Here is a 21671-nt window from a genome sequence, read left to right on the forward strand (position 1 = left end):
GGTAATATGTCACACTGACCAAGGAGGTGAAAACGTGAAGAAGGTCACGAAAATAGATTCCCGCGCTGTCAACCCGATTGGGGAAAATGAAAAGCCGAAACTGCGTGTCGCGGCCTACTGCCGTGTTTCCACCGACAGCGACGAGCAGAAGGAAAGCCTGGAAACGCAGATTCGGCACTATGAATCATACATCAAGGCCAATCCCGCGTGGACGTTTGCCGGCGTGTATTCCGATGAAGGCATTACCGGAACCAAAAAGGAAAAGCGTCCGGAGCTTCTCCGGATGATTGCCGACTGCGAGGACGGGCGGATTGACTACATCGTCACCAAGTCCATCAGCCGGTTTGCGAGAAACACCGCCGACTGTCTGGAACTGGTGCGCAAGCTGCAGAAGCGCGGCATTTTTATCTGTTTTGAGAAGGAAAATTTGGATACCGGCACCATGGAAAGCGAATTCATGCTGTCCATCCTGAGCAGCCTTGCCGCGGAGGAATCGGCTTCCATCTCTCAGAACAACAAATGGTCGATTCAGCGCCGGTTCCAAAACGGCACGTATAAAATCACCTGCCCGCCCTATGGATACGATTCCGTTGACGGAATGCTGGTCATAAACGAACGGCAGGCGAAAGTTGTTCGCTTTATCTTTTCGGAAATGCTGTCCGGGAAGGGAATGCCCAAAATAGCCGAAGAACTGAATCGACAGCGCATTCCCGCCAAAATGGGCGGGCTCTGGAAAGCCGCGAGTATTCGCGGAATGGTGGTCAACGAGAAATATGTAGGCGACGCTGTTTTTCAGAAAACCTATACCGACTCGAATTTCAACCACCGCCGCAACGACGGGGAAAAGGAAAAATATCTGCTTCGGGGCCATCACGAACCGATTGTCAGCCGCGAGGACTTTGAAGCCGTGCAGGCCGTTATCGCCCAGCACCGCAGAGAAAAAGGCATACAAAAGAAGCAGGCAAAGTATCTGAACCGGTACCCGTTTTCGGGGAAAATTGTGTGCGGACACTGCGGCGGCACGTTCAAGCGCCGTACCCACGCGTACGGGCGGCATAAAATCGCGTGGTGCTGCGGTACCCATATTCAGGACATCAAAAAATGCCCGGTGAAATACATCCCCCAGTCCGCCCTCGAATGCGCCTTTGTCACGATGATGAACAAGCTCATCTTTGCCAATCAGGCCGTTCTCAAGCCCCTGCTGTTCAGTCTGCGCGGGGTAAACGCCGGCGACGGCATGGAGCGCTTCGGACAGCTCGAAAAAAGTCTGGAGGAAAACCGGCGTCAGCAGGAAATGCTGGTCAGTCTGATGAGCAAGGGGTATCTGGAACCCGCCGTCTACAAGAAAAGCAATAATGAACTGCTTCGGGAAGCTGAGCGGATTCAGCATCAAAAAGATTCCATTTCCCGTCTTTTGAACTGTGACAGTCAATATCTGACGGAGGTCAGCGAACTTCTGCAGTACTGTACGAAAGCAAAAATGCTGCGGGCTTTTGACGGAGAACTGTTCTCCCGCTTTGTGGAGCGGATTCACGTGTATGAGCGCGAAAGAATCGGCTTCGAAATGAAATGCGGCGTAACGCTGAAAGAAAGGCTGGTGATTTGAATGAGCCACATCCCCTACGGCTACCGGGTTGAAAACGGGCGTGCCGTGATTGACGAAGATGCCGCCGGGCGGGTACGGACGCTGTTTGACGCCTATCTGTCCGGTGATTCCATGAATACCGCCGCCGGCAAAGCGGGGATTAAAAGTTTCCACGCTGGAATCGGCAGGATGCTTACAAACGCCCGCTACCTGGGCGATGGGTTTTATCCCGCAATCATCGACGCGGACACCTTTGCGGCCGCAGAAGCGGAGCGCGCGAGTCGGGCGGAAAAGCTGGGCCGTATTCAAAAGCCGAAAGAACCGGAAAAGGCGGTCTTTCCCACATCTTTTCGCATGCGCGGAGGAACGGAGCAGTTCGACGACCCGTTCGAGCAGGCGGAATACGCCTACAGTCTGATAGAAACGGAGGTGGAGAAAGATGGATGTCAGTAAAAATATTACGGTCATCCCGGCGAGAAAACACAGGCGCGCCGAACCGGGCGAGGAAAAGCCGAAGCTGCGTGTCGCCGCCTACTGCCGGGTTTCCACCGATACGGAGGAGCAGGCCACCAGCTATGAAACGCAGATTGACCATTACACCGCCTACATTAACGGTCATCCGGACTGGACGCTGGCGGGCGTTTTCGCGGACGACGGAATCAGCGGCACCAATACCAAGAAGCGCGACGAGTTCAACCGCATGATTGACGGGTGCATGGCGGGAAATATCGACATGATTGTCACCAAATCCATCAGCCGGTTTGCCCGCAATACGCTGGACTGCCTGAAATACATCCGTCAGCTGAAAGAAAAAAATATTCCCGTATATTTTGAAAAAGAAAACATCAACACCATGGATTCCAAGGGTGAAGTGCTCTTAACGATTATGGCGTCCCTTGCCCAACAGGAGAGCCAGTCTTTGAGCCAGAACGTGAAGCTGGGCCTGCAGTACCGCTACCAGCAGGGACAAATCCAAGTCAACTGCACCCGCTTCCTCGGCTATACCAAGGACGAAAACAAGCATCTGGTGGTCGCTCCGGAGGAGGCAAAAATCGTTCGGCGCATTTACCGGGAATACCTTGAGGGCGCCAGTATGCTCAAAATTGCCCGCGGGCTGGAAGCGGATGGAATCTTAAACGGCGCGGGCAATGCGCATTGGCACACCAGCAACATCAGCCAGATTCTGCGGAACGAGAAGTACATTGGCGACGCCCTTCTGCAAAAAACCTACACCACGGATTTCCTCACGAAAACACGCGTCAAAAACCAAGGCATCGTCCCGCAATATTACGTGGAAAACAGCCACGAAGCCATTATTCCGCGTGAGATTTTCATGCAGGCGCAGGAGGAACTGGTGCGCCGGCGGCTGGTTCATAAAAGTCCAAACGGGAAAAAGCGGGTGTTCAGCAGCTGCCACTGCCTGTCGAACATCGTCTACTGCGGCGGATGCGGGGAGTTTTACCGCCGAATTCACTGGTACAACCGGGGCAAGAAGTCGATTGTCTGGCGGTGCATCAGCCGGCTGGAGAACACCGGCCTGTACTGCGACGCCCGCACCGTGCCGGAGAGCCGGCTTGAGCAGGTGCTGGTCAAAGCCATCAACCGAACGCTCTGCGACAAGGACGATTTCCTCGACGTTTTGAAGAAAAACATTGAAACCGTCCTCAGCCACGGGAATGACCAGGCACTTGCCGACATTGACCGGCGGCTGAAGGACCTGCAGGCGGAGCTTTTGAAGCTGGCCGCGTCCAACGCGGATTACGAGAAAGTGGGCAATGAAATTTACCGCCTGCGGGACGAAAAGCAGAAAGCCCTGATGGAAAGCGCCAACCGCGACGAGGTCAAGAAACGTATCGCCGACATGGGCGCCTTCCTGCGGGAGCAACCCGCAGAAATTACAGAATACGATGAATCGCTGGTGCGCCGGCTGATTGATAAGGTTACTGTCTATGAGGACAAATTTACCGTGGAATTTAAGTCTGGCGTAACGGTGGATGTGAAGGAATGAAGGTTCCTGCTGACCGGATGCCCAAGTGCCAAGACCTAAATTCTGGATACCAGGCCCAATTTGTAGTCAATTACTTCTCGGCTTCAAACTTCATCGAGCCTCTTGATTTTCTCCCGGTAAAATAGTTCCCTTCAAGTATCATCGGATTGCTTACATTCAATATTGCTGTTCCATAGTGCATTGGGCTTCGGTCTTGAATTTCTGCGTGTGGATCATTCTGATAAGTATAAATTAGATATCGGACGCTCTGTACGTCACTAAATGAGGCTGCCAAACTTCTGCTACTACTCTCATCTGTTTTTAGTTGTACTGCCACAGATAAGAATGTTTGGTCAATAATCATTGTTCCCAAGCGCTTTATGCCATCATAATCCGATATGAATTCTCCATTATAGCTCTTTGCAAGCACAGGGATATCATGCGTCCAACGTAGCCATTTCCACTTCCATGCGCGTTTATTGAATACTGCCATTACAATGGCCGTCACGCCGATAGCTTCACCGATAAATCCAAAGAAGCTATAACAGAGACTAAATATATGGCCAGCCTCCCACATGTCTTTTACATCTGTCCATGAAATAAGGAGACGAACCAGTAAAAGAATTGCTGTGAGCCAAATACTAATATTTACGAACTTCCTATCATTTTCAGTCATAGATTAACCTCACTCAAACTCAAGGTAGTTATACATGTCGCAAAGGAAGTCTTTCGTTTCTACTGCTGTCCATTTCCGCCCAGGATGGAATAAATACAACCGCTCACTGACTTCTCCCCACTCTTGGTGATTCTCATCCTTAATGGACTTCCATAAATAAGCGATAGCATTCTGAACGGTCCCTGACCATGTATTGCTTCCCGTGATTGTATCATTCGGCACATTCCAAACGAGGCATTCAATCAGGAAAGATGTGATTTTATCTCCGTTCACCTTTCCATCATCAACCATATCATTGCGTGTGTGCTTCATAATTCGGACGAGCTTCTTGTATTCATAGTTGGTGTTGTTATTCTTCTGCTTGCCGTTGTTGATGTGGTCTTTAGGGTAATTAATTACTTCAGTACCGTCCTTTGCAAAGTACTTAATACCCTCTACATATTTTGCTGGATCTATGCTGTTTATAATTTTAAAGTCCCTGTACTGAAAGGCAGGAACAACATCTGCATTTACATGATAACTATTCGATTTAATATTGATAGACTTATTTCCAACGGCAACCACATCTTCTCCAAATTTCCCCTTTAACGCTTCAACAATATAAGATTTATAATCGTTATATGTAATTGAGCCTGTTGTGTATCCGTAATCCTCATCAGTCTTTCCATCAACATAATTGCAAAAAACTGTAGATGTAAGCATCACGCAAATATCCACATCACTATCTTGCCTGACATTAGTATTGTTTGCATAAGAGCCTTGCGCGAAGACTTCCATCGTACAATCTGACAACTTGTCATACGAAGTAACAGCGTCTTTGATCATTCGGATCGTATTTTCAACACGCTGCTCTTCAGTTTGGGAAAGCGGCGAAGTCCATGAGCTTAAAGTATCTTCTGTGTATTTCATTGATATAATCTCCTTTTCTGTACAGTCCCACTTTTTATCTTTTTAGACTCCCTATATGCTTTTCGTTGACATTTGTCTGCCAACATTGTCCTATTCCCACGCGCATCAGAAAACCGCCCAAAACATCTATCCTGTACACTCGTGAAGCCCCTAAAATCCGAAACATCTATCCTGTTCACACGCGAACCACCGACATCAATCTCGTTCACTCGCGCCCGAAATCCGCCCCATGGACTTGTTCCCTCAAAGCGATATTCCGCCGTTTTCAGCACACCGGATTTTTGCTCGAAAACCCCGGAAGCACCAGTAATACTGGGCTTTTCGCACACTCACTTTTCTACCCGCGACATCAATACCACGCACTCAACGTGCGCTGTCCTCGGGAACATGTCCACGGGGGTAACGGCCTTCGGGTCATAGCCTTTCTGCGCGAAGAGCTTCAGGTCGCGCGCAAGGGTAGCCGGGTCGCAGGAAACATAGACGACGCGCTGCGGGGCCATGGCGGCGACGGTATCGATCAGGGAAGCGTCACAGCCCTTGCGCGGGGGATCGAGGACCACCACGTCGGGACGGGTCCCGCGGTTTTTCAGCATGGACGCGGCCTTCGCGGCGTCCGCGCAAAGGAACTCCGCATTGGTGATTCCGTTCAGCTCCGCGTTTTTTTTCGCGTCCTCCACCGCCTGCTCAATGATTTCCACACCGATGACATGCGCGGCATTTTTCGCCATGGAAAGGCCGATGGTGCCGGTCCCGCAGTAAAGGTCCAGCAGGGTCTCTTTTCCGGTCAGGCCGGCATATTCGCCCGCAAGCGCATAGAGCCGCTCCGCCTGGTCGCGGTTGACCTGATAAAACGACATGGGAGAAATATGGAAATGCAGGCCGCAGAGCGTATCCGTAATAAAATCGCTGCCCCAGACGGTACGGCATTTCTGTCCGAGAACCACATTCGTGCGTTCCCGGTTCACATTGATGACAACGCTTTTTAGGTCCGGCACCTTTTTCCTCAGCATTTCCACCAGTTCCGGTTCAAAATGCACCCCGTTGCCGTTGACGACCACACAGACCATCACTTCGCCGGTCGCGCCCGCGCGGCGCAGGTACAGGTGCCTCAGCCTTCCCTTGCCGGTTTCCTCGTCATAGACATCCTCTCCGCTCTGGCGCGCCCACTCCTGAAAAGCTTCCATGGCGGCGGTAAACTCAACCGGCTGCAAAAGGCACTCCGAACAATGGATGATGCGGTGGCTGTGGCTGGCGAAAAAGCCCATCCGCACCTCGTTCCCCGGGCCGCGCCCGATGGGAAGCTGCGTTTTGTTGCGGTAACGGTCGGGATTTTCCGCGCCGACAATCGGCCGGATTTCCAGCTCATGAAAGCCGCCGATGCGCTCGAGGGCGTCCCGCACGCGCTGCTGCTTCGCCTTTAGCTCCGCCTGATAGCCGATATGGCGGTATACGCAGCCCCCGCACTGCGCAAACTGGGCGCAGTCGAGCGGAACGCGGTCCTTTGAAGCGGTCACGATTTTATCGATACGGCCAAACGCATAGGTTTTGGCCGTTTTCAGTATTTTTACGCGAAGCCTGTCCCCCGCCGCCGCGAGCGGCACAAACACCGCAATGTCCCGATAGCGGCCGACGCCGTTTCCTTCCGCGGTATAGCCCGTTATTTCCATATCCACAATTTCGTTCTTTTTAATATCCATGTTCTCCCCCGTAAAATCGAATGGATTCCGCCACCCTTATTCATCTCATTATTTTAGCATTATACCCCCATAAATACAATACCGGCGAAAATCCGCGGAATTTTGAAACAATGCTTGACAAGGCGCCGATACCCGAATATAATAGTACAAAAGACAGCAAACCGATGAGTAAGAGTAGTAAACAGGCAAAGCGCCGGAAAAGAGAGCCGCAGGCGGTGTGATTGCGGTACGGCGGGGTCTGCCGAATGGACTTACGAGGGCAGCGCGAAAGGAAACAAGTAGCCGCTGACGGGAACTCCGCCCGTTACCAAGGGAGCGCGCATGCTGGTGCGCGGAAAAAGAGGCGCTTTCGCGCAATCCGGGTGGTACCGCAGGAGCAATCGCTCTTGTCCCTGAGTTTCAGGGGCAAGGGCGTTTTTTTATACTTTTTTTCACCCATACTATTTTTGATCTGAAAGGAGAATCATCATGAAAAACATCCCGCACAGAATGATCTTATCCGAGGAGCAGATGCCCACGCAATGGTACAATCTCCGCGCGGACATGAAATCCCTGCCGGACCCGATGCTGAACCCCGGCACCTTAAAGCCCATCCGCACCGAGGAGCTTTACCCCATTTTCTGCGAAGAGCTGGCAAAGCAGGAGATGGACACTGCCACCCCCTATATCGATATTCCGGAAGAGATTCTGGATGTTTACAAAGCATACCGTCCCTCCCCGCTCAACAGGGCCTATGCGCTTGAAAAATATCTGGATACGCCGGCGAAGATCTATTACAAATTTGAGGGCGGCAACACCTCCGGCAGCCACAAGCTCAATTCCGCCGTTGCCCAGGTTTACTACGCGAAGAAGCAGGGCCTGACCGGCCTGACGACCGAAACGGGCGCCGGCCAGTGGGGCACCGCGCTGGCGGAAGCGTGCGCCTATTTTGGAATCGGTCTGGACGTCTTCATGGTCAAGGCCTCCTTTCAGCAGAAACCCTACCGCAAGTCGATCATCCAGACCTTCGGCGCCAATGTGGTCGCCAGCCCCAGCTCCACCACGCAGGTCGGCCGCGCTATCCTTGAAATGGACCCCGATACGACCGGCAGTCTCGGCTGCGCGATCTCGGAAGCGATCGAAAAGGCTACGACGACCCCCAACTGCCGCTATGTCCTGGGCTCGGTGCTGAACCAGGTGCTGCTGCACCAGTCGATCATCGGCCTGGAATCCAAAAAGGCAATGGAGCTGCTCGGCGAATACCCGGATATCGTCATCGGCTGCGCGGGCGGCGGTTCCAACCTCGGCGGGCTGATCGCGCCGTTCATGCGGGATAAGCTGCTCGGCAGAAAGAACCCGTATTTTATCGCCGTGGAGCCCGCCTCCTGCCCCTCCCTGACCCGGGGCCGCTATGCCTACGACTTCTGCGACACCGGCAAGGTCACCCCGCTGGCGAAAATGTATACGCTGGGCAGCGGTTTTATCCCCTCTCCGAACCATGCCGGCGGCCTGCGCTACCACGGCATGTCCCCGATTATCTCCAAGCTGTACCACGACGGATACCTTGACGAGGCGCGCTCCGCGGAACAGACCAGGGTGTTTGACGCCGCCGTACAGTTCGCCAAGCTGGAAACCATTCTGCCCGCCCCGGAAAGCGCGCACGCCATCCGCTGCGCGATGGACGAAGCTGTCAAGTGCAAAGAAACCGGCGAGGAAAAAACCATCCTGTTCGGACTGACCGGAACCGGCTATTTCGACATGGCCGCGTACACCGCTTATCTGGAGCACACCATGACGGACTACATTCCGACGGACGGGGATCTGCAGCCCGGATTTGATTCCCTGCCGAAAATCCCCGGCATCCAGGATTAGTCAAATAGCGGTCTTAAAAATTCCGTATGATGCTTTTTCGATAATTAACGAAAATTCATCGTCAATAATAACTAAATAGCATCAACAAAAAACTACGTTTTATACAATAAAGAGATTCTTGACAAATCGATTGTGAATGGATTGACACTGGGAAACACGGGTACTATAATAAAATCACGGAACCGGGAAATGGGACCGTATCCGATCTGATTACAAGACTGTGGCAAGGATTTGTCACGACCTTTTCAATACAACTCCTCCCCAAAAACAGGAACCGGCGCATACCGGTTCCTGTTTTATTATACGCCGATTTTTTTTGAAATAATTTCACATTATCCCTCCCTTCCTCCCACATTTTGTATAATGCTGTTATGAAATTAAATGTCGAGGAGTGTAGAAATATGGGAAACCGCCGAAGAAAACGTCTGATCCTCTGCATCCTATGCATGTGCGCCGCGGCCCTGATGCCGATGATCGCGGCCCTGTCCTGCTACGCGGAGGATTATCCCGACATCGGTAAAATAGACTCCAATTTGTATTATCCGGACAACCGGCAGTTTTTCCGCAGGCCGGGAACAGGCTTCGTACTGATCAGCTCCAACGCATCCTCCACCCGTGCCGCGCTTCTTGACAGCGACGGAAACCTTGATTACGGTTCCGTCCGGGGTGCGACCGTCATTAAATTCGCGTATGAAGCCGCCTGTCTGTCCGGAAATTACCTGTATCTTGCCGGAATGTCCCCCAGCACCGCGAACTGCGCGGTCATCGGGCGTCTTGATTTAAGCGGCGGCAAGTGTATCGTCAACAATATTCCGAATGTCAGCTGTGACTTTTCACGGAATTTCAGCGCGGACGCGCAGGGAAGGGTCACGCTTGTCACCGTCCCCTGCGGCGGGCAGCCGGACACAGGCACGCCGGCGTCCTTCTTCCTGTTTGACGGCGCAAATAACAACGGGAACATCTCCCCGGAAACCCCCGGCCCGGACTCCAGCTCTCCTTCTTCCGAAGCGCCGGAATCCGGTGTCCCGAACCCCGTCAGCTCTTCGCCGGCCCCCTCCGATGAAATTCCCGCCGACCTCCCGTCCGTGATGGAAAATTATGATTTTGCCGGCCCGGTAACGCTGGAGACCCTTCAGGGCGAACTGGCCGAAGTCAATCCGGACCAGAACCTCCGCGTTTTTACGGCGGACAAAAAGGAAATAAAAAGCGGAAATATCGGCACGGGCCAGACCATCGTCACCCTGCAGGGCGGCAAAACGGCCGGCGCCTACGTCGCGGTCATCCCCGGCGATCTGGACGGCTCCGGGACCGTGACGGATTACGACTGCCGCCTGCTGTACGAGTACTTCATCCAAACGGGCGCGGGGGATACGCCGTCCCTCTCCGGGCCGTACCTGGAAGCGGCGAAAATCAGCGACGAAAGCGGCGCGGACAGAAGCGGGCGCAGCCTGCAGACCGGCGACCTGCTGAAAATAAAAAAACTCTTAAAATGACCTGGTATGATTGACCTGGCGGTGAAATGAAAATATAATGGATTTATTAAACAGAAACGAAGGAGCATTTTAGAATGACTGACAAAGTATCCGTTCATTGTCTGTATGATCTGACCCACACCGCCGCGGCCCCGCTTCTTGACAAACTGACTTATCCCTGGGAAGCGCTTCCGAAAATCAGCGAGTTCATCCTAAAGCTGGGACAGACGCTTCCGGCTGAGGAATACGACCGGCGCGGCGAGAACGTATGGATCGCGAAAACCGCAAGGGTATTTGATTCCGCCTGTATCAACGGACCCGCGATTATCGGGCCGAACACCGAGGTCCGGCAGGGCGCGTTTATCCGCGGCAGCGCCCTTGTGGGCGCCGGATGCGTCGTGGGCAACTCCACGGAGCTGAAAAACGTCATCCTGTTCGACAGCGTTCAGGTTCCCCACTACAACTATGTGGGCGACTCCGTTCTCGGCTACAAAGCCCACATGGGCGCGGGCTCCATTACCTCCAACATCAAATCGGACAAAACGCTCGTAGTCATCCGCGCGGACGGCGAACGCATCGAAACCGGGTTGAAAAAAATCGGAGCGATGCTGGGCGACCGCGTGGAGGTCGGCTGCAATTCCGTCCTGAACCCCGGCACCGTCGTGGGCAAGGACAGCACCGTCTACCCGCTTTCCATGGTGCGCGGCTTTATTCCCGCAAGGAGCATTTACAAGCATGCGGGCGAAATCGCCAACAAAATTTAATGCTGTGATTTTTTGCGGCTTTACATTTTTCACCCCGGAATCCCATATGATTAATGTAGTACTTGTGAGGTGATCAAATGAACAAACAAAAAAGAATCGCAGCGATTCACGATATCTCCGGGTTCGGGAAATGCTCCCTTACAGTTGCGCTTCCCATCCTTTCCGCAGCGGGAATCGAAGTCTGCCCCGTCCCGACCGCCGTGCTTTCCTCCCATACGGGGGGGCTGGAGGGCTTTACCTACCGCGACCTGACGGACGATATGCCCGGGTTCAAAAAGCAGTGGGAACAGCTTGGCCTGAGCTTCGAGGCGCTTTACAGCGGCTTTTTGGGATCGTATGAGCAGATTTCGATCGTATCGGACTTTTTCGATACCTTCAAAACGGAGAACACCCTAATTATGGTCGACCCCGTGATGGCGGACGGCGGCGAGCTGTACCGGACCATTACCCCAAAAATGGCCGAGGGAATGGTGAATCTGTGCAAAAAGGCCGACCTGATCGTACCGAATTTCACGGAAGCGGCGTTTCTGCTGGGCGAAAAGTACCGCGAAGGCCCCTACACCCGCGATTACGTTGAAAATCTGCTGCGGCGTCTGAGCGGGCTGGGCCCGCGCCAGGTCGTCATCACCGGGGTCTGGTTCAGCCCGGACCTTCTGGGCGCGGCGGGATACAACCGGAACACAGACGCGGTCAGCTACGCGTTCTCGCAAAAGATCAGGGGAAGCTACTACGGCACGGGGGATGTCTTTGCCAGCGCGCTTCTGTCCGGGATTCTGAACGGAATGGAGCTGGACATCGCCATGCAGACCGCGGTCGACTTTACCGCCGGATGTATCCGGCGCACAAGGGAAGCCGGAACCGACCCGCGCTACGGCGTCCACTTTGAAGCGGGGCTTCTGAAATTCATGCGCGAGCTGGGGATAACCGAATAATACTGCGGAGGGAACGGTGCGTTCCCTCCGTTTACTTTGCCGGTAAATAATTGTATAATAGAAAAGGAAATACTATCCTCAGGCGGATATTTCCCCGCCAGCCGGAAGGAGGCGTTTTTTTGGCGCTGAACAATCCTGTTATCCAAAACATCGTCAATCTGGTGTTATATATTTTCAGAATCATAGTACCGCTGATTTCCATACTCGTCATCAGCAAATGCTTTACGTCCATGAAACGCGGACGCAGGAAGGAAGACCCCGTCGTGATTCTGGAGGACATGGTATCCCACGAAGTCATCCCCGTGCTGTACTGGGAAAATTCGCTCGGGCGCAGCAGAAGCTGCGACATTGTTCTGCACGACCCCACCGTCAGCCGCGACCACGCGGTGCTGATGCGCCGGGAAAGCGGCTGGATCGTCACCGACACCGGTTCGAAATCCGGCACCTTTGTCAACGGCACAAAGGTGAAGGACCGGATGCAGATCCTGCCGGGCGATTCGATCGCCATGGGTTCCACCGCGCTGATGCTGAAGCGGACAAGCGATATCAAAAACGGCAAACAGCCGAAGCGTAAGGTGCGGCACGCCGCGTCGCCCGCCGGGCTGCTGGCCGGCACGACCCTGATCCAGCTGCTCCTGTGCGTGCAGGCATGCTTCGGGGGCGGGAAATTCAGCTACCTGCCCGCTGTGCCGTTCGGCGCGATCTTCGCAATGGAATGGCTGCTGTACCTGTTTTCCATGAAGGGGCTGGGGCACGTCAGCTTCGAGCTGGAAACCATCGCGTTCCTGCTGAGCGGGATCGGCATCCTTCTGATTTCTGGCACCGGCGTGGAAAACACCTACGTGCAGCTCGGCGCGCTCTTCGGGGGCGTCCTTCTGTTCTGCATCATGATCTGGTTCCTCAGCGACCTTGACCGGGTGATGCGCTGGCGCCTGGCAATCGGGATCTTTGCCGTCCTGCTCTTTGCCGCCAACCTTGTGCTGGCCCGCGAACACAACGGCGCCCGCAACTGGATCAGCCTGGGCCCCGTCAGCGTACAGCCGTCGGAGTTTATTAAAATCGCCTTTATCTTTGTCGGTACCTCCACGCTGGACAGGCTGCAGACGGCAAAGAACCTGACGGGATTTATCGGGTTTTCCGCCGTCTGCATGGGCGCGCTGTTCCTGATGCGCGATTTCGGCACCGCCTGTGTCTTTTTCGTGACCTTTCTCATCATTGCCTTCATGCGTTCCGGAAGCGTGCGCACCATCGCGCTGATCTGCGCGGTCGCGGTGTTCGGCGCTTTCCTGATCTTGAAATTCAAGCCCTATGTCGCGCAGCGGTTCGAGGCGTGGCGGCACGTCTGGGAGCATGTGAACGAATCCGGCTACCAGCAGACGCGCGTGCTGAGCTACTCCGCGAGCGGCGGTTTGTTCGGGCTGGGGATCGGGAACGGCTCGCTGAAAGGCGTGTTCGCTTCCACCAGCGACCTGGTGTTCGGCATGGTCTGTGAGGAGCTGGGCCTGCTGCTGGCGGTCGTGATTGTGCTGACGCTTGCGTTTCTGATGTTCTACGCCCGTTCGGACGTTACGCGCAGCCGCTCCACCTTCTATTCCATATCGTCTTGCGCCGCGGGCGGCATGCTTCTGTTCCAGACCTGCCTGAACGTCTTCGGCGCGACGGACGTACTTCCCATGACCGGCGTCACACTGCCCTTTATCAGCCTGGGCGGCTCCAGCATGGTGGCGGTCTGGGGACTGCTCGCCTTCATCAAGGCGAGCGACGAGCGCACCTACGCGGCAAGGAGGAAAAGCTGATGAAAACGACGGGCTCCCGTTCCTTAATCCTGTATATTCTGGGCATGGCGTTCCTTTTCGGACTCGGCGTATTCCTGTACGGGTTCGCCACGGAAGGCGGTAGCTGGGCCATGCAGCCGTTCAACAAGCATCTGACGACCGGCGGCCAGCTCGCCAACAGCGGAAAAATCCTTGACCGGAACAACGTCGTGCTTGCCAAAAGCGAAAACGGCAAGCGGGTATACAACAGCGACGAAACCGTCCGCCGCGCGATGCTCCACACCGTGGGCGACAGCAACGGCTATATTTCCACCGGAATCCAGTACAACTACCGCTCCGAGCTTTCGGGGTACAATCCCGTCACCGGCCTGGCCGCTCCCACCGGGAAAAGCGGCGGCAGCGACATCAAGCTGACGCTGGACAGCGCGCTGTGCAAGCTCGCGCTTCAGAAGCTGGGCGGCAGCAGCGGCGCGGCCGTCCTTTACAACTACAAGACCGGCGAGATGCTCTGTTCGGTCAGCACGCCGAATTTCGACCCCTCCAATCCCCCGAAGGACCTGAACACGGACAAAACGGGGAAATACAACGGGGTCTATCTTGACCGCGTGCTCTCCTCCACCTATACCCCCGGCTCGATCTTCAAGGTGGTGACTTCCGCGGCGGCGATCGAAAACATTCCCGATCTGGACAGCCGCACCTGGGAATGCAACGGCAGCATTACCATTAACGGCAATAAAATCACCGACGTCGCTTCCTACGGCACCCTCAGCTTTAAAAACGCGCTGGCGAAGTCCTCCAACGTAGCGTTCGCACAGATCGCCATCGAGCTCGGCGCGGACAAAATGACCGAGACGGCAAATTCCATGGGCTTTAACCGCAGCTTCGACCTGGACGGCATCTCCACCAGCAAAAGCGTCTATCAGGTGGACGGCGCCGCCGCCAACGAGCTGGGCTGGTCGGGCGTGGGGCAATACACCGACCTGACCAATCCTTTCCATATGATGGTGATGATGGGCGCAATCGCCAACGACGGCGTACCGGTCAAGCCCTATCTGATCAGCGGCATCACGGCTCCGTTCGGCCTGACCGTCCGCAGCGGGCATACCCAGACGGGAGACCGGCTTCTGAAAGCCGCCACCGCGGAAAAGCTGAAGGAATATATGCGCTACAACGTTTCGAGCTATTACGGCGACGGCCTGTTCCCCGGCCTTGCCGTCTGCGCCAAAACCGGCACGGCGGAGGTGGGCGGCGGGAAAAAGCCGAACGGCTGGATGGTCGGCTTTTCCTCCAATGAGAAAACGCCGCTTGCGTTCGCGGTCGTAGTGGAAAACTCCAGAAGCGGCATCAGCTCCGCCGGGCAGATCGCTTCCGCCCTGATGACCGCCGCGGCCAAAACAATCAAATAGGCAAAAAAAATGACCTTCACAGGTCATTTTTTATTTGGCTTCTTTTGTTTCGGAAAGCGCGTGCTCGTAAAGCTTATGCATCCTGTCCATATGGTAGCGGTAAACGATCTCCGTTTCGCCGCCGGGTTTCACGGAGTCTTCCGTCAGCTCCATCACTTCCAGCGCCTTCAGCTCGTCCAGTATCATCTCATAAGTTGAGATCTTACAGGAAATGCCGAAAACCTCGTCGTCGTTCCAGCGCAGAAATTTCGCCTGCGCGATGTACATTCTGACATTGTGGCTCAGCTTCTGAATCGCGCTGTCCACCGCGGCGGTATCGATCTGCCAGAACGAGGCGGCGCTCTCCATCGCCTGGTCAATCTGACCGCGCAGCTGGACAAAGGATTTCTTGATCTCTTCGGCGTAGTTGGGCGGCATAATCACCAGATTGACAAGGATGGCGGTCACAATGCCAATCACGCTGCCCGCGATACAGGAAAGGGCGGTGCCGACACGGAACATCATGGCCGCGAACACAAAGCAGGACAGGGTGGCCGCGCCGTACAGTTTAAACAGATGGCAGAGATACAGCGTAAGGATAATCCCCACCCCGCACAGCCCGGCGTTCCCGGGCGAGAGCATGACGAAGCCATAGCCGACCGCCGCGCCGATCAGCACGCCGATCAGCTTGTTCTTTCCCATTTTGATGGAGGCATCTATGGATTTTCCCATCGTCATGACGGCGGCAATGACCGCGAAAAACGGCTCGTCCAGCTTTAAAAGAGCGGAAAGCACCACGCAAAGGGTAACGGCGATCCCCGTTTTCACCACCCGGAAGCCAAGCCGGTTCTCGGTCTTAAGAAGGTTTAACAGCCACTTCATCGATCACCTCATGCGGCCAGCAACAATCTCATAAATTTGTTCCGGTCTCTCGACGATATATTTCGCATTGTTTTCTCTCAGTTCCTTCTCGGTCCGGAATCCCCAAAGGACACCCGCCGTATCCATTCCCGCGGCCGCGCCGGTTTTCATATCCGTGTTTGAGTCCCCGATATAGAGGATGCTTTCCGGGCTGACGGCGAGCTCGTCCGCGATCAGCAGCGCGCCCTCCGGGGAAGGCTTGCGGGCCACCTCCTGACGCTGCCCGTAGCACAGGTCAAAGGTACCCTGCGGGAACAGCGCGCCGATGATCGCAGTGGTGCAGTTGTGCGGCTTATTGGACAGCACCGCCATGCGGATTCCCTTCCCTTTCAGCTTTTCCAGCGTATCCTGCACCCCGCTGTAATTCGTGACAAGACAAGTGGGATCGCTTTCATACAGTTCGTCGTAAATCCGCCTCATTTTGCGGACGTCGTCCTCCGTGTATCCCTGCGCGCCCAGCGCGGTGTCAAGCATGGCGTGCATCAGCCTGTCCGTCCCGTTCCCGACGAGATACCGGTATTTTTCCACCTCAATCGGCCCGTATCCGCACCGCTTCATTGCGGTGTTGGCAAAATTGGCGATGGAAGCGAGCGTATTGGCCAGCGTTCCGTCCAAATCAAAAATACATGCTTTATACAAACAATCACCCTGCAATTCAAAATAACAAATGTATTTATAATAATAAACATTTTTGTAACGATTTGCAAGTCCCTTCCGCTCCGCACGGCCGTGCGGAATCGAAACAAGGGCAAAAAAACATAAAAAAGGGGCGCCGGAGTGTGAGCCCCGGCGCCCGGCTATGTACTAATTCTGGACTGCCAGTTTAACAGTCTGCTGTTTTTTTCCTGATGGACAAATATTATAAATCGTTCCGTCTTTCGCCACCATTGAGATCGGAATTTTGGGCAAAAGCTTGTGGATCATTTCTACAAATCCGTTCACCGGCGCCTCCGCCATTCCCGTTACAATATGGATCGCACCGATTTGTTTTACAAACCCTACGGCGATCAATGCCGCTTCGTCGTTAAAGTAAACGGTCATTTCCGCCTGTGCGTCACGCGCCGTCTGACGCAGATATTCGAGCTCTTCACAGCTGGTTTCAAATCCCGCAGAGGTTGGCTGCACGCAGAGTACCTGTAAAGAAGCGGAACTCTCTTCGGCAATTTTTTTGCCGGCCCGAATCAGTCTGTCACAGTCACGCTGACCCGTAACGCATACGAGGGTTGTGTTCCTGTCATTCAATACTGTGCCTCCCTTCCGAATACCGTATTTTCCAACCATACTTAGTATAGTTTGATTCCCTTGCCGTTGTGGTAACAGAAAGTGTATAAATCATTAACAAAGTGTTAAATAAAAATTCGACATTTTTTGTAGGATCCATCACTTTCGGTTTTATTATAGCACAGAAAGCCGGATTTTACAAATGAAAAACTGAGATAATATCTCACATTTGCGGCGGCACTTCACCCCCCTTCGCGTTTCGTGGAAGCCGCCCATGTTGTTTTGAAAACGCAATCAGCAGGACTGTGGATAAGGTTCAGCTTGCATTTTCGCTCACCGCTAAAGCTCTCGTATTACAATAAAAAGCTGCAGAACCATTCATTCTGCAGCTGTAATTTTGCCCCTAATCGTTTACAGTGTCGGGGGCGAGTTATTGAATAATGGAAAGCGGATCGATATATTTTCCACCCTTTTTCATTGATAAATGCAGATGGGACGCGTCGGCGCTTTCACACGGAACCGTTCCGACCGTTCCGATCTGCTGACCCTGTTTGACGGCCGCTCCCTTTTTGACGCTCGCCGCTGCCAAACCGCAGTAATAGGTTTCGTAATCTCCGTGCTGAATCACAGCCGTCAGGCCGTAAAGGTCGTCCGTATAGACATTTTTCACCGTGCCGTTCGCGGCCGCTTTGACGGCGGTTCCTTGCTTAGCGGCAAAATCGGTGCCGTTGTGCACGCGCCAGTCCTTCATCGTATTTGAGAAAACGGGATTTTCCCCGCTGAATTTCAGCGTGATGTTTTTCTCGACCGGGCTGGCAAAGGTCAGAACGCCGGCCACGGTCTGCTTGGCCGGTACGGCGGACGACGGCGGAGCGGACGGAGCCTGGGACGGAGCCTCAGACGGCTCTTCCTTTGCCGGCTCCGACTCCGCCGGTTCCGTTACGGAAGAAGTTTCCTCCCCCGTATAGACCTTGATTCCGCTTACCGTTTCATTCGTATGCTGCACCTGTGCGCTGCTTGTCGCCCCTTCCTCGGGAGAAGCATAGTTGACCACACTGTCGTAAGTGGTCCAGGCCGCAACGCCAACCGCAATCAGACACACGCCAAGCGCGATATAAAATCCCCTGGAGTTCTTTTGTGATTTGTTGTTTAGCAGATGTAAATTACTCATTCGTGCCACCTCCGAATATATTTTGACCATAAATGAAACGTTATATTCGGCGGATGACATTTTATCATAAAATAAAAAAAAGAAAAAAGACCTAATCCATTTCGACCAGGTCCTTTTTCATTAGCTTGAGGGGTATATTGAGGAGGGTAGAACATGTATCAAGTAATGGTGCGGCTCCATATCCTTGATTACGTCTTTATTATATCGCATGACGGGATTCAGTTGTTACATAGCTATGAATATCTTATGAATTTTTAATATCCCAAACATTTGTTTGATTTTTTTCAAAAATGTGCTATAATATCTGCAGAAGCCAAATACACGGGAGGGCTGCGGAATGTTAACCAAAAGCCAGCAAAAAGTATACGATTATTTAAAAAGCCGTGCCGAAAACGGGCTTCCGCCCACTGTGCGCGAAATCTGCAGCGCAACCGGGCTGAAGTCGACCTCCAGCGTACACGCTCATCTGAAAACGTTGGAACGCGCCGGATATATCAGCCGAGACGCGGGCCTGAACCGCGCGATCCACCTTGCGGGGGAACAGAGCACCATACAGGTCCCCATCGTGGGAAAGGTCGCCGCCGGCCAGCCGATTCTGGCCGTCGAGGAGGTGGAGGGCTACGTCCCCTTCTCACCCGCCCGTCACAGCGACGAAGAATATTTTGCGCTGAACGTCCGGGGGGAAAGCATGAAGGACGCCGGGATTCTGAGCGGCGATATCGTCGTCGCCCTGAAAACGCCGACCGCGCTCGACGGGGAAATCGTGGTTGCCCTGATCGAAGACGAGGCGACGGTAAAGCGTCTGTTCCGCGAAAAGGACAGGATCCGCCTTCAGCCGGAAAATCCGGATTACCAGCCGATCTACACGAAAGACGTTATGATCCTCGGAAAAGTCGTCGCGGTATTCCGGTATTATTAAATAGAATAACAGGGAGGGAATCGAAACCGGTTCCCTCCCTGTTGTTTTATGACGCCTCGATATCCTGCCCATCCCCGCTGATCAGGACGGCCCTTACCGGGGAAGCCTCCGCTCCGCCCAGACGAAGCGGCAGGGCGATCAGCCGGTAGTCGCCGGGTTCCGCCATGGAGAGGTCCAGCCCCTCCAGAATCAGCACGCCCGCTCCCAGCAGCTCTTTGTGCGCGGGAAAGGAGTCGTCGTCCTCCGTTTCGATACTGAGCGCATCCGTTCCCACCAGGGTAACGCCCGCGGCCGTCAGCGCGAAGGCTCCGCTTTGGGAAAGGTATGCCTGCCCCTTGAACAGAATCATTTTCCGGGCATACGGCACGAGATTGTCAATATCGGAGCCGGTGATGATACCGTTTGCCTTCACGACGGTGCAGGAGCCTGTCAGCCGCGCCAGATCGAGCTGGTCGACCGTTTCTCCGTCCTCAATGAAATGGCGCGGTGCGTCAACGTGGGTAGCGCTGTGGCAGCCCGTGTAAAAGCCTGAAAGATTGCAGACGTCCCCCAGCTCCATCCGGCGCACGGGGTCGCGGTAAGGCTCCGGGTCCCCCGGATAAACCGGCGCGGAAAACAGCTCGCGCGACACGTCGATGATCTTCATGTCTTACACCTCTTTTTCAGATGGAGGGTAATATTTTTGTGATAAGCTCCGCGGTCTTATGCGCGGAGGAAATGGCAAAAGCGGCGAAATCGATATTGGCCGCCTCATTGGCATTGTCCGAGATGGCGCGGATGACCACGAAATCCACATGGTTTATGTAGCATACCTGCGCGATGCTCCCGCCTTCCATTTCGCACGCCGAAGCCTGAAAATCCCGGGCGATTTCCTTCAGCTTTTCCACGCTGCTGACGAACTGGTCGCCCGTGGCGATCACGCCGACATGCACGCCCCGGCCGTAAATCTGCTTCGCGGTGGAAACCACCAGATCAACCAGCCTTGTGCTGGCGGGGATGGTGACGATATTCAGCCCGCTGATCAGGCCCTTTTCATCCCCAATCGCGGTGGTATCCATATCGTGCTGCACCAGCCCGCTCGATACGACGATATCGCCGATATGAATATTTTCGCCGATCCCGCCCGCAACGCCGACATTGATGACCGCGCCGGGGCGATAATTCAGAATCATGGTCTGTGTGCAGACCGCCGCCGCGACTTTTCCAACGCCGCATTTTGCGACGACACAATCGATATTCTCTATTCTCCCGGTATAGTAAGCCACCGAGCTGATGGTCTGTGCGCTTTTGTCCGTCATGACCGCGATTAAATTTTCCACTTCCACCGACATTGCCCCGATAATTCCAATCATACCCGCACCTCAACGCTTTCCTTAAACTTTATGCCATCCTGCATAAGGGAAATCGATTCCACTCATTTCTTATAAAGACAATACGTCTTCCGGCTTCTCCATGGCATATTCCGGAGAAATACCCTCCGGAGCGCGGCAGCCCCACAAGGCCAAAGCGAAGTCCACACCCGCCCCGTGCGCGCATCTGCAGTCATAAGCGGAGTCCCCGATATACAGCACGTTTTCCTGATCCGCACCGGCCAGCTCCATATATTTGAGCATCGGCGCCGGGTCGGGCTTGTGCCCGTCCTCCGCGCAGAGAATGTGTTCAAAATAAGGATCCAGCCCGAAAGCGGTGACCACCGCCGCATACTCGTCCCTCGTACGGGACGTAATGATGCCCATTTGAATCCCATTGTTTTTCAGCTGTAAAAGGACAGAAGGGATTCCCTTGAATGGTTTTATCGAACAGGAAAACTCCTTTTCATATTCTCCCCACATGCGGAAAGCGTCTTCGAGCGGCTCAACCTTCATCCTGGTCAACGCGTCCTCCCCGGGGATTCCAAGGGAAAACCGGAGTTCTTCCAGCGGATACATTTTTCCCTGTATGATAAAAAGCATCTTCTGAAAGGATAAAAGCACCGCGTCCTCACTGTCAAGCAGAGTTCCGTCAACATCAAAAACGATATGAGTATATTTCATCAACCGTAATACCTTTCTAAAATCATTTGATAGGTTCCAACCGCTTCCATGATTGTCATCACAGCAGAAATGTTCTCTCTGTTCTTTTATCCTCATTATAGGGAAGCGGACCGGGTCTGTCAAGTTTTGCGAGGGCAGTATGATCATTTATAATCAGCCTGAAAAGGCCGTTTTATAAAAAAACCACCTATCTTGCGACAGGTGATTCCTTCGTCTCTTGATTCAAGGCCCAAAACAATCCGGGCGATTTTCCAGCGTCTTGTTCAAGTGTCCAAAACATGCGGCTAAACACAAAAATCACCAGTCCTGCGACTGGCGATCTTCTCTGGCTCCCCAAGTTGGACTCGAACCAACGACCCTGCGGTTAACAGCC

The 21671-nt window shown here is 53.9% G+C and carries 20 protein-coding genes; 10 read left to right on the plus strand and 10 right to left on the minus strand.

The window, feature by feature from the left end:
• The first annotated feature begins 34 nt into the window (after positions 1-34).
• Genes ACQGQ5_RS04570 through ACQGQ5_RS04580 form a run of 3 tightly spaced genes read left to right on the plus strand, consistent with a single transcriptional unit; the run spans position 35 to position 3593 of the window.
• Entirely contained in the window at positions 35-1606 is a 1572-nt protein-coding gene (locus tag ACQGQ5_RS04570; protein WP_455735407.1) for a recombinase family protein, read from the plus strand.
• Entirely contained in the window at positions 1607-2038 is a 432-nt protein-coding gene (locus ACQGQ5_RS04575; RefSeq protein WP_455735408.1) for a recombinase, read from the plus strand.
• Positions 2025-3593: a recombinase family protein gene (locus ACQGQ5_RS04580; protein ID WP_455735409.1), complete on the plus strand. Its 1569-nt coding sequence runs from the start codon at positions 2025-2027 to the stop codon at positions 3591-3593. Before ACQGQ5_RS04575 ends, ACQGQ5_RS04580 begins: the two co-directional genes overlap by 14 nt.
• Positions 3594-3663: 70 nt before the next feature.
• Here the strand turns inward: ACQGQ5_RS04580 and ACQGQ5_RS04585 are convergent, their stop codons facing one another.
• From ACQGQ5_RS04585 to rlmD, 3 genes are all read right to left on the minus strand, one after another.
• Complete coding sequence (locus ACQGQ5_RS04585; RefSeq protein ID WP_455735410.1) at positions 3664-4248, minus strand: Cap15 family cyclic dinucleotide receptor domain-containing protein; 585 nt, start codon at positions 4246-4248, stop codon at positions 3664-3666.
• Between the two features lie 9 nt (positions 4249-4257).
• Positions 4258-5157: a nucleotidyltransferase domain-containing protein gene (locus ACQGQ5_RS04590; protein ID WP_455735411.1), complete on the minus strand. Its 900-nt coding sequence runs from the start codon at positions 5155-5157 to the stop codon at positions 4258-4260.
• Between the two features lie 329 nt (positions 5158-5486).
• Positions 5487-6854, minus strand: coding sequence for a 23S rRNA (uracil(1939)-C(5))-methyltransferase RlmD (gene rlmD, locus ACQGQ5_RS04595; protein WP_455735412.1), 1368 nt, complete (start codon positions 6852-6854; stop codon positions 5487-5489).
• Between the two features lie 468 nt (positions 6855-7322).
• On the opposite strand from rlmD, the gene ACQGQ5_RS04600 reads away from it, so the two are divergent.
• From ACQGQ5_RS04600 to ACQGQ5_RS04625, 6 genes are all read left to right on the plus strand, one after another.
• Positions 7323-8705 carry a TrpB-like pyridoxal phosphate-dependent enzyme gene (locus ACQGQ5_RS04600; RefSeq protein WP_455735413.1) on the plus strand — a complete coding sequence of 461 codons (1383 nt, stop codon included), beginning with the start codon at positions 7323-7325 and terminating at the stop codon, positions 8703-8705.
• A gap of 401 nt (positions 8706-9106) precedes the next feature.
• Positions 9107-10198, plus strand: coding sequence for a hypothetical protein (locus ACQGQ5_RS04605; protein ID WP_455735414.1), 1092 nt, complete (start codon positions 9107-9109; stop codon positions 10196-10198).
• Between the two features lie 74 nt (positions 10199-10272).
• Positions 10273-10941 (plus strand): acyltransferase, encoded by a 669-nt coding sequence (locus tag ACQGQ5_RS04610; protein WP_455735415.1) that lies wholly within the window; start codon positions 10273-10275, stop codon positions 10939-10941.
• 77 nt (positions 10942-11018) lie between these two features.
• Entirely contained in the window at positions 11019-11873 is an 855-nt protein-coding gene (locus ACQGQ5_RS04615; protein ID WP_455735416.1) for a pyridoxamine kinase, read from the plus strand.
• 119 nt (positions 11874-11992) lie between these two features.
• Entirely contained in the window at positions 11993-13669 is a 1677-nt protein-coding gene (locus tag ACQGQ5_RS04620; protein ID WP_455735417.1) for an FtsW/RodA/SpoVE family cell cycle protein, read from the plus strand.
• Positions 13669-15054, plus strand: coding sequence for a penicillin-binding transpeptidase domain-containing protein (locus ACQGQ5_RS04625; RefSeq protein WP_455735418.1), 1386 nt, complete (start codon positions 13669-13671; stop codon positions 15052-15054). Before ACQGQ5_RS04620 ends, ACQGQ5_RS04625 begins: the two co-directional genes overlap by 1 nt.
• 30 nt (positions 15055-15084) lie before the next feature.
• Here ACQGQ5_RS04625 and ACQGQ5_RS04630 read toward each other — a convergent pair whose 3' ends face one another.
• The 4 genes from ACQGQ5_RS04630 to ACQGQ5_RS04645 all read right to left on the minus strand — a co-directional run bounded on the left by ACQGQ5_RS04630 (position 15085) and on the right by ACQGQ5_RS04645 (position 18346).
• On the minus strand, positions 15085-15915 hold the full coding sequence (locus ACQGQ5_RS04630) for an FUSC family protein (protein WP_455735419.1): 831 nt from the start codon (positions 15913-15915) through the stop codon (positions 15085-15087).
• Between the two features lie 3 nt (positions 15916-15918).
• Positions 15919-16593, minus strand: a complete 675-nt coding sequence (locus ACQGQ5_RS04635) for an HAD family hydrolase (RefSeq protein WP_455735420.1) — start codon at positions 16591-16593, stop codon at positions 15919-15921.
• Positions 16594-16758: 165 nt separating this feature from the next.
• Entirely contained in the window at positions 16759-17196 is a 438-nt protein-coding gene (locus ACQGQ5_RS04640; RefSeq protein ID WP_455735421.1) for a hypothetical protein, read from the minus strand.
• Between the two features lie 409 nt (positions 17197-17605).
• Positions 17606-18346, minus strand: a complete 741-nt coding sequence (locus tag ACQGQ5_RS04645; protein ID WP_455735422.1) for a peptidoglycan DD-metalloendopeptidase family protein — start codon at positions 18344-18346, stop codon at positions 17606-17608.
• Positions 18347-18683: 337 nt separating this feature from the next.
• Here ACQGQ5_RS04645 and lexA point away from each other — a divergent pair, with 337 nt between their 5' ends.
• Positions 18684-19265, plus strand: coding sequence for a transcriptional repressor LexA (gene lexA / locus ACQGQ5_RS04650; protein WP_455735423.1), 582 nt, complete (start codon positions 18684-18686; stop codon positions 19263-19265).
• A gap of 46 nt (positions 19266-19311) precedes the next feature.
• Here the strand turns inward: lexA and ACQGQ5_RS04655 are convergent, their stop codons facing one another.
• The 3 genes from ACQGQ5_RS04655 to ACQGQ5_RS04665 all read right to left on the minus strand — a co-directional run bounded on the left by ACQGQ5_RS04655 (position 19312) and on the right by ACQGQ5_RS04665 (position 21298).
• Positions 19312-19911, minus strand: a complete 600-nt coding sequence (locus ACQGQ5_RS04655; protein ID WP_455735424.1) for a cyclase family protein — start codon at positions 19909-19911, stop codon at positions 19312-19314.
• A 16-nt stretch (positions 19912-19927) separates the two neighbouring features.
• Positions 19928-20617, minus strand: a complete 690-nt coding sequence (locus ACQGQ5_RS04660) for a 5'-methylthioadenosine/adenosylhomocysteine nucleosidase (RefSeq protein WP_455735425.1) — start codon at positions 20615-20617, stop codon at positions 19928-19930.
• A 69-nt stretch (positions 20618-20686) separates the two neighbouring features.
• Entirely contained in the window at positions 20687-21298 is a 612-nt protein-coding gene (locus tag ACQGQ5_RS04665) for an HAD family hydrolase (RefSeq protein WP_455735426.1), read from the minus strand.
• Between the last annotated feature and the right edge of the window lie 373 nt (positions 21299-21671).

Source organism: Caproiciproducens sp., assembly GCF_053840905.1.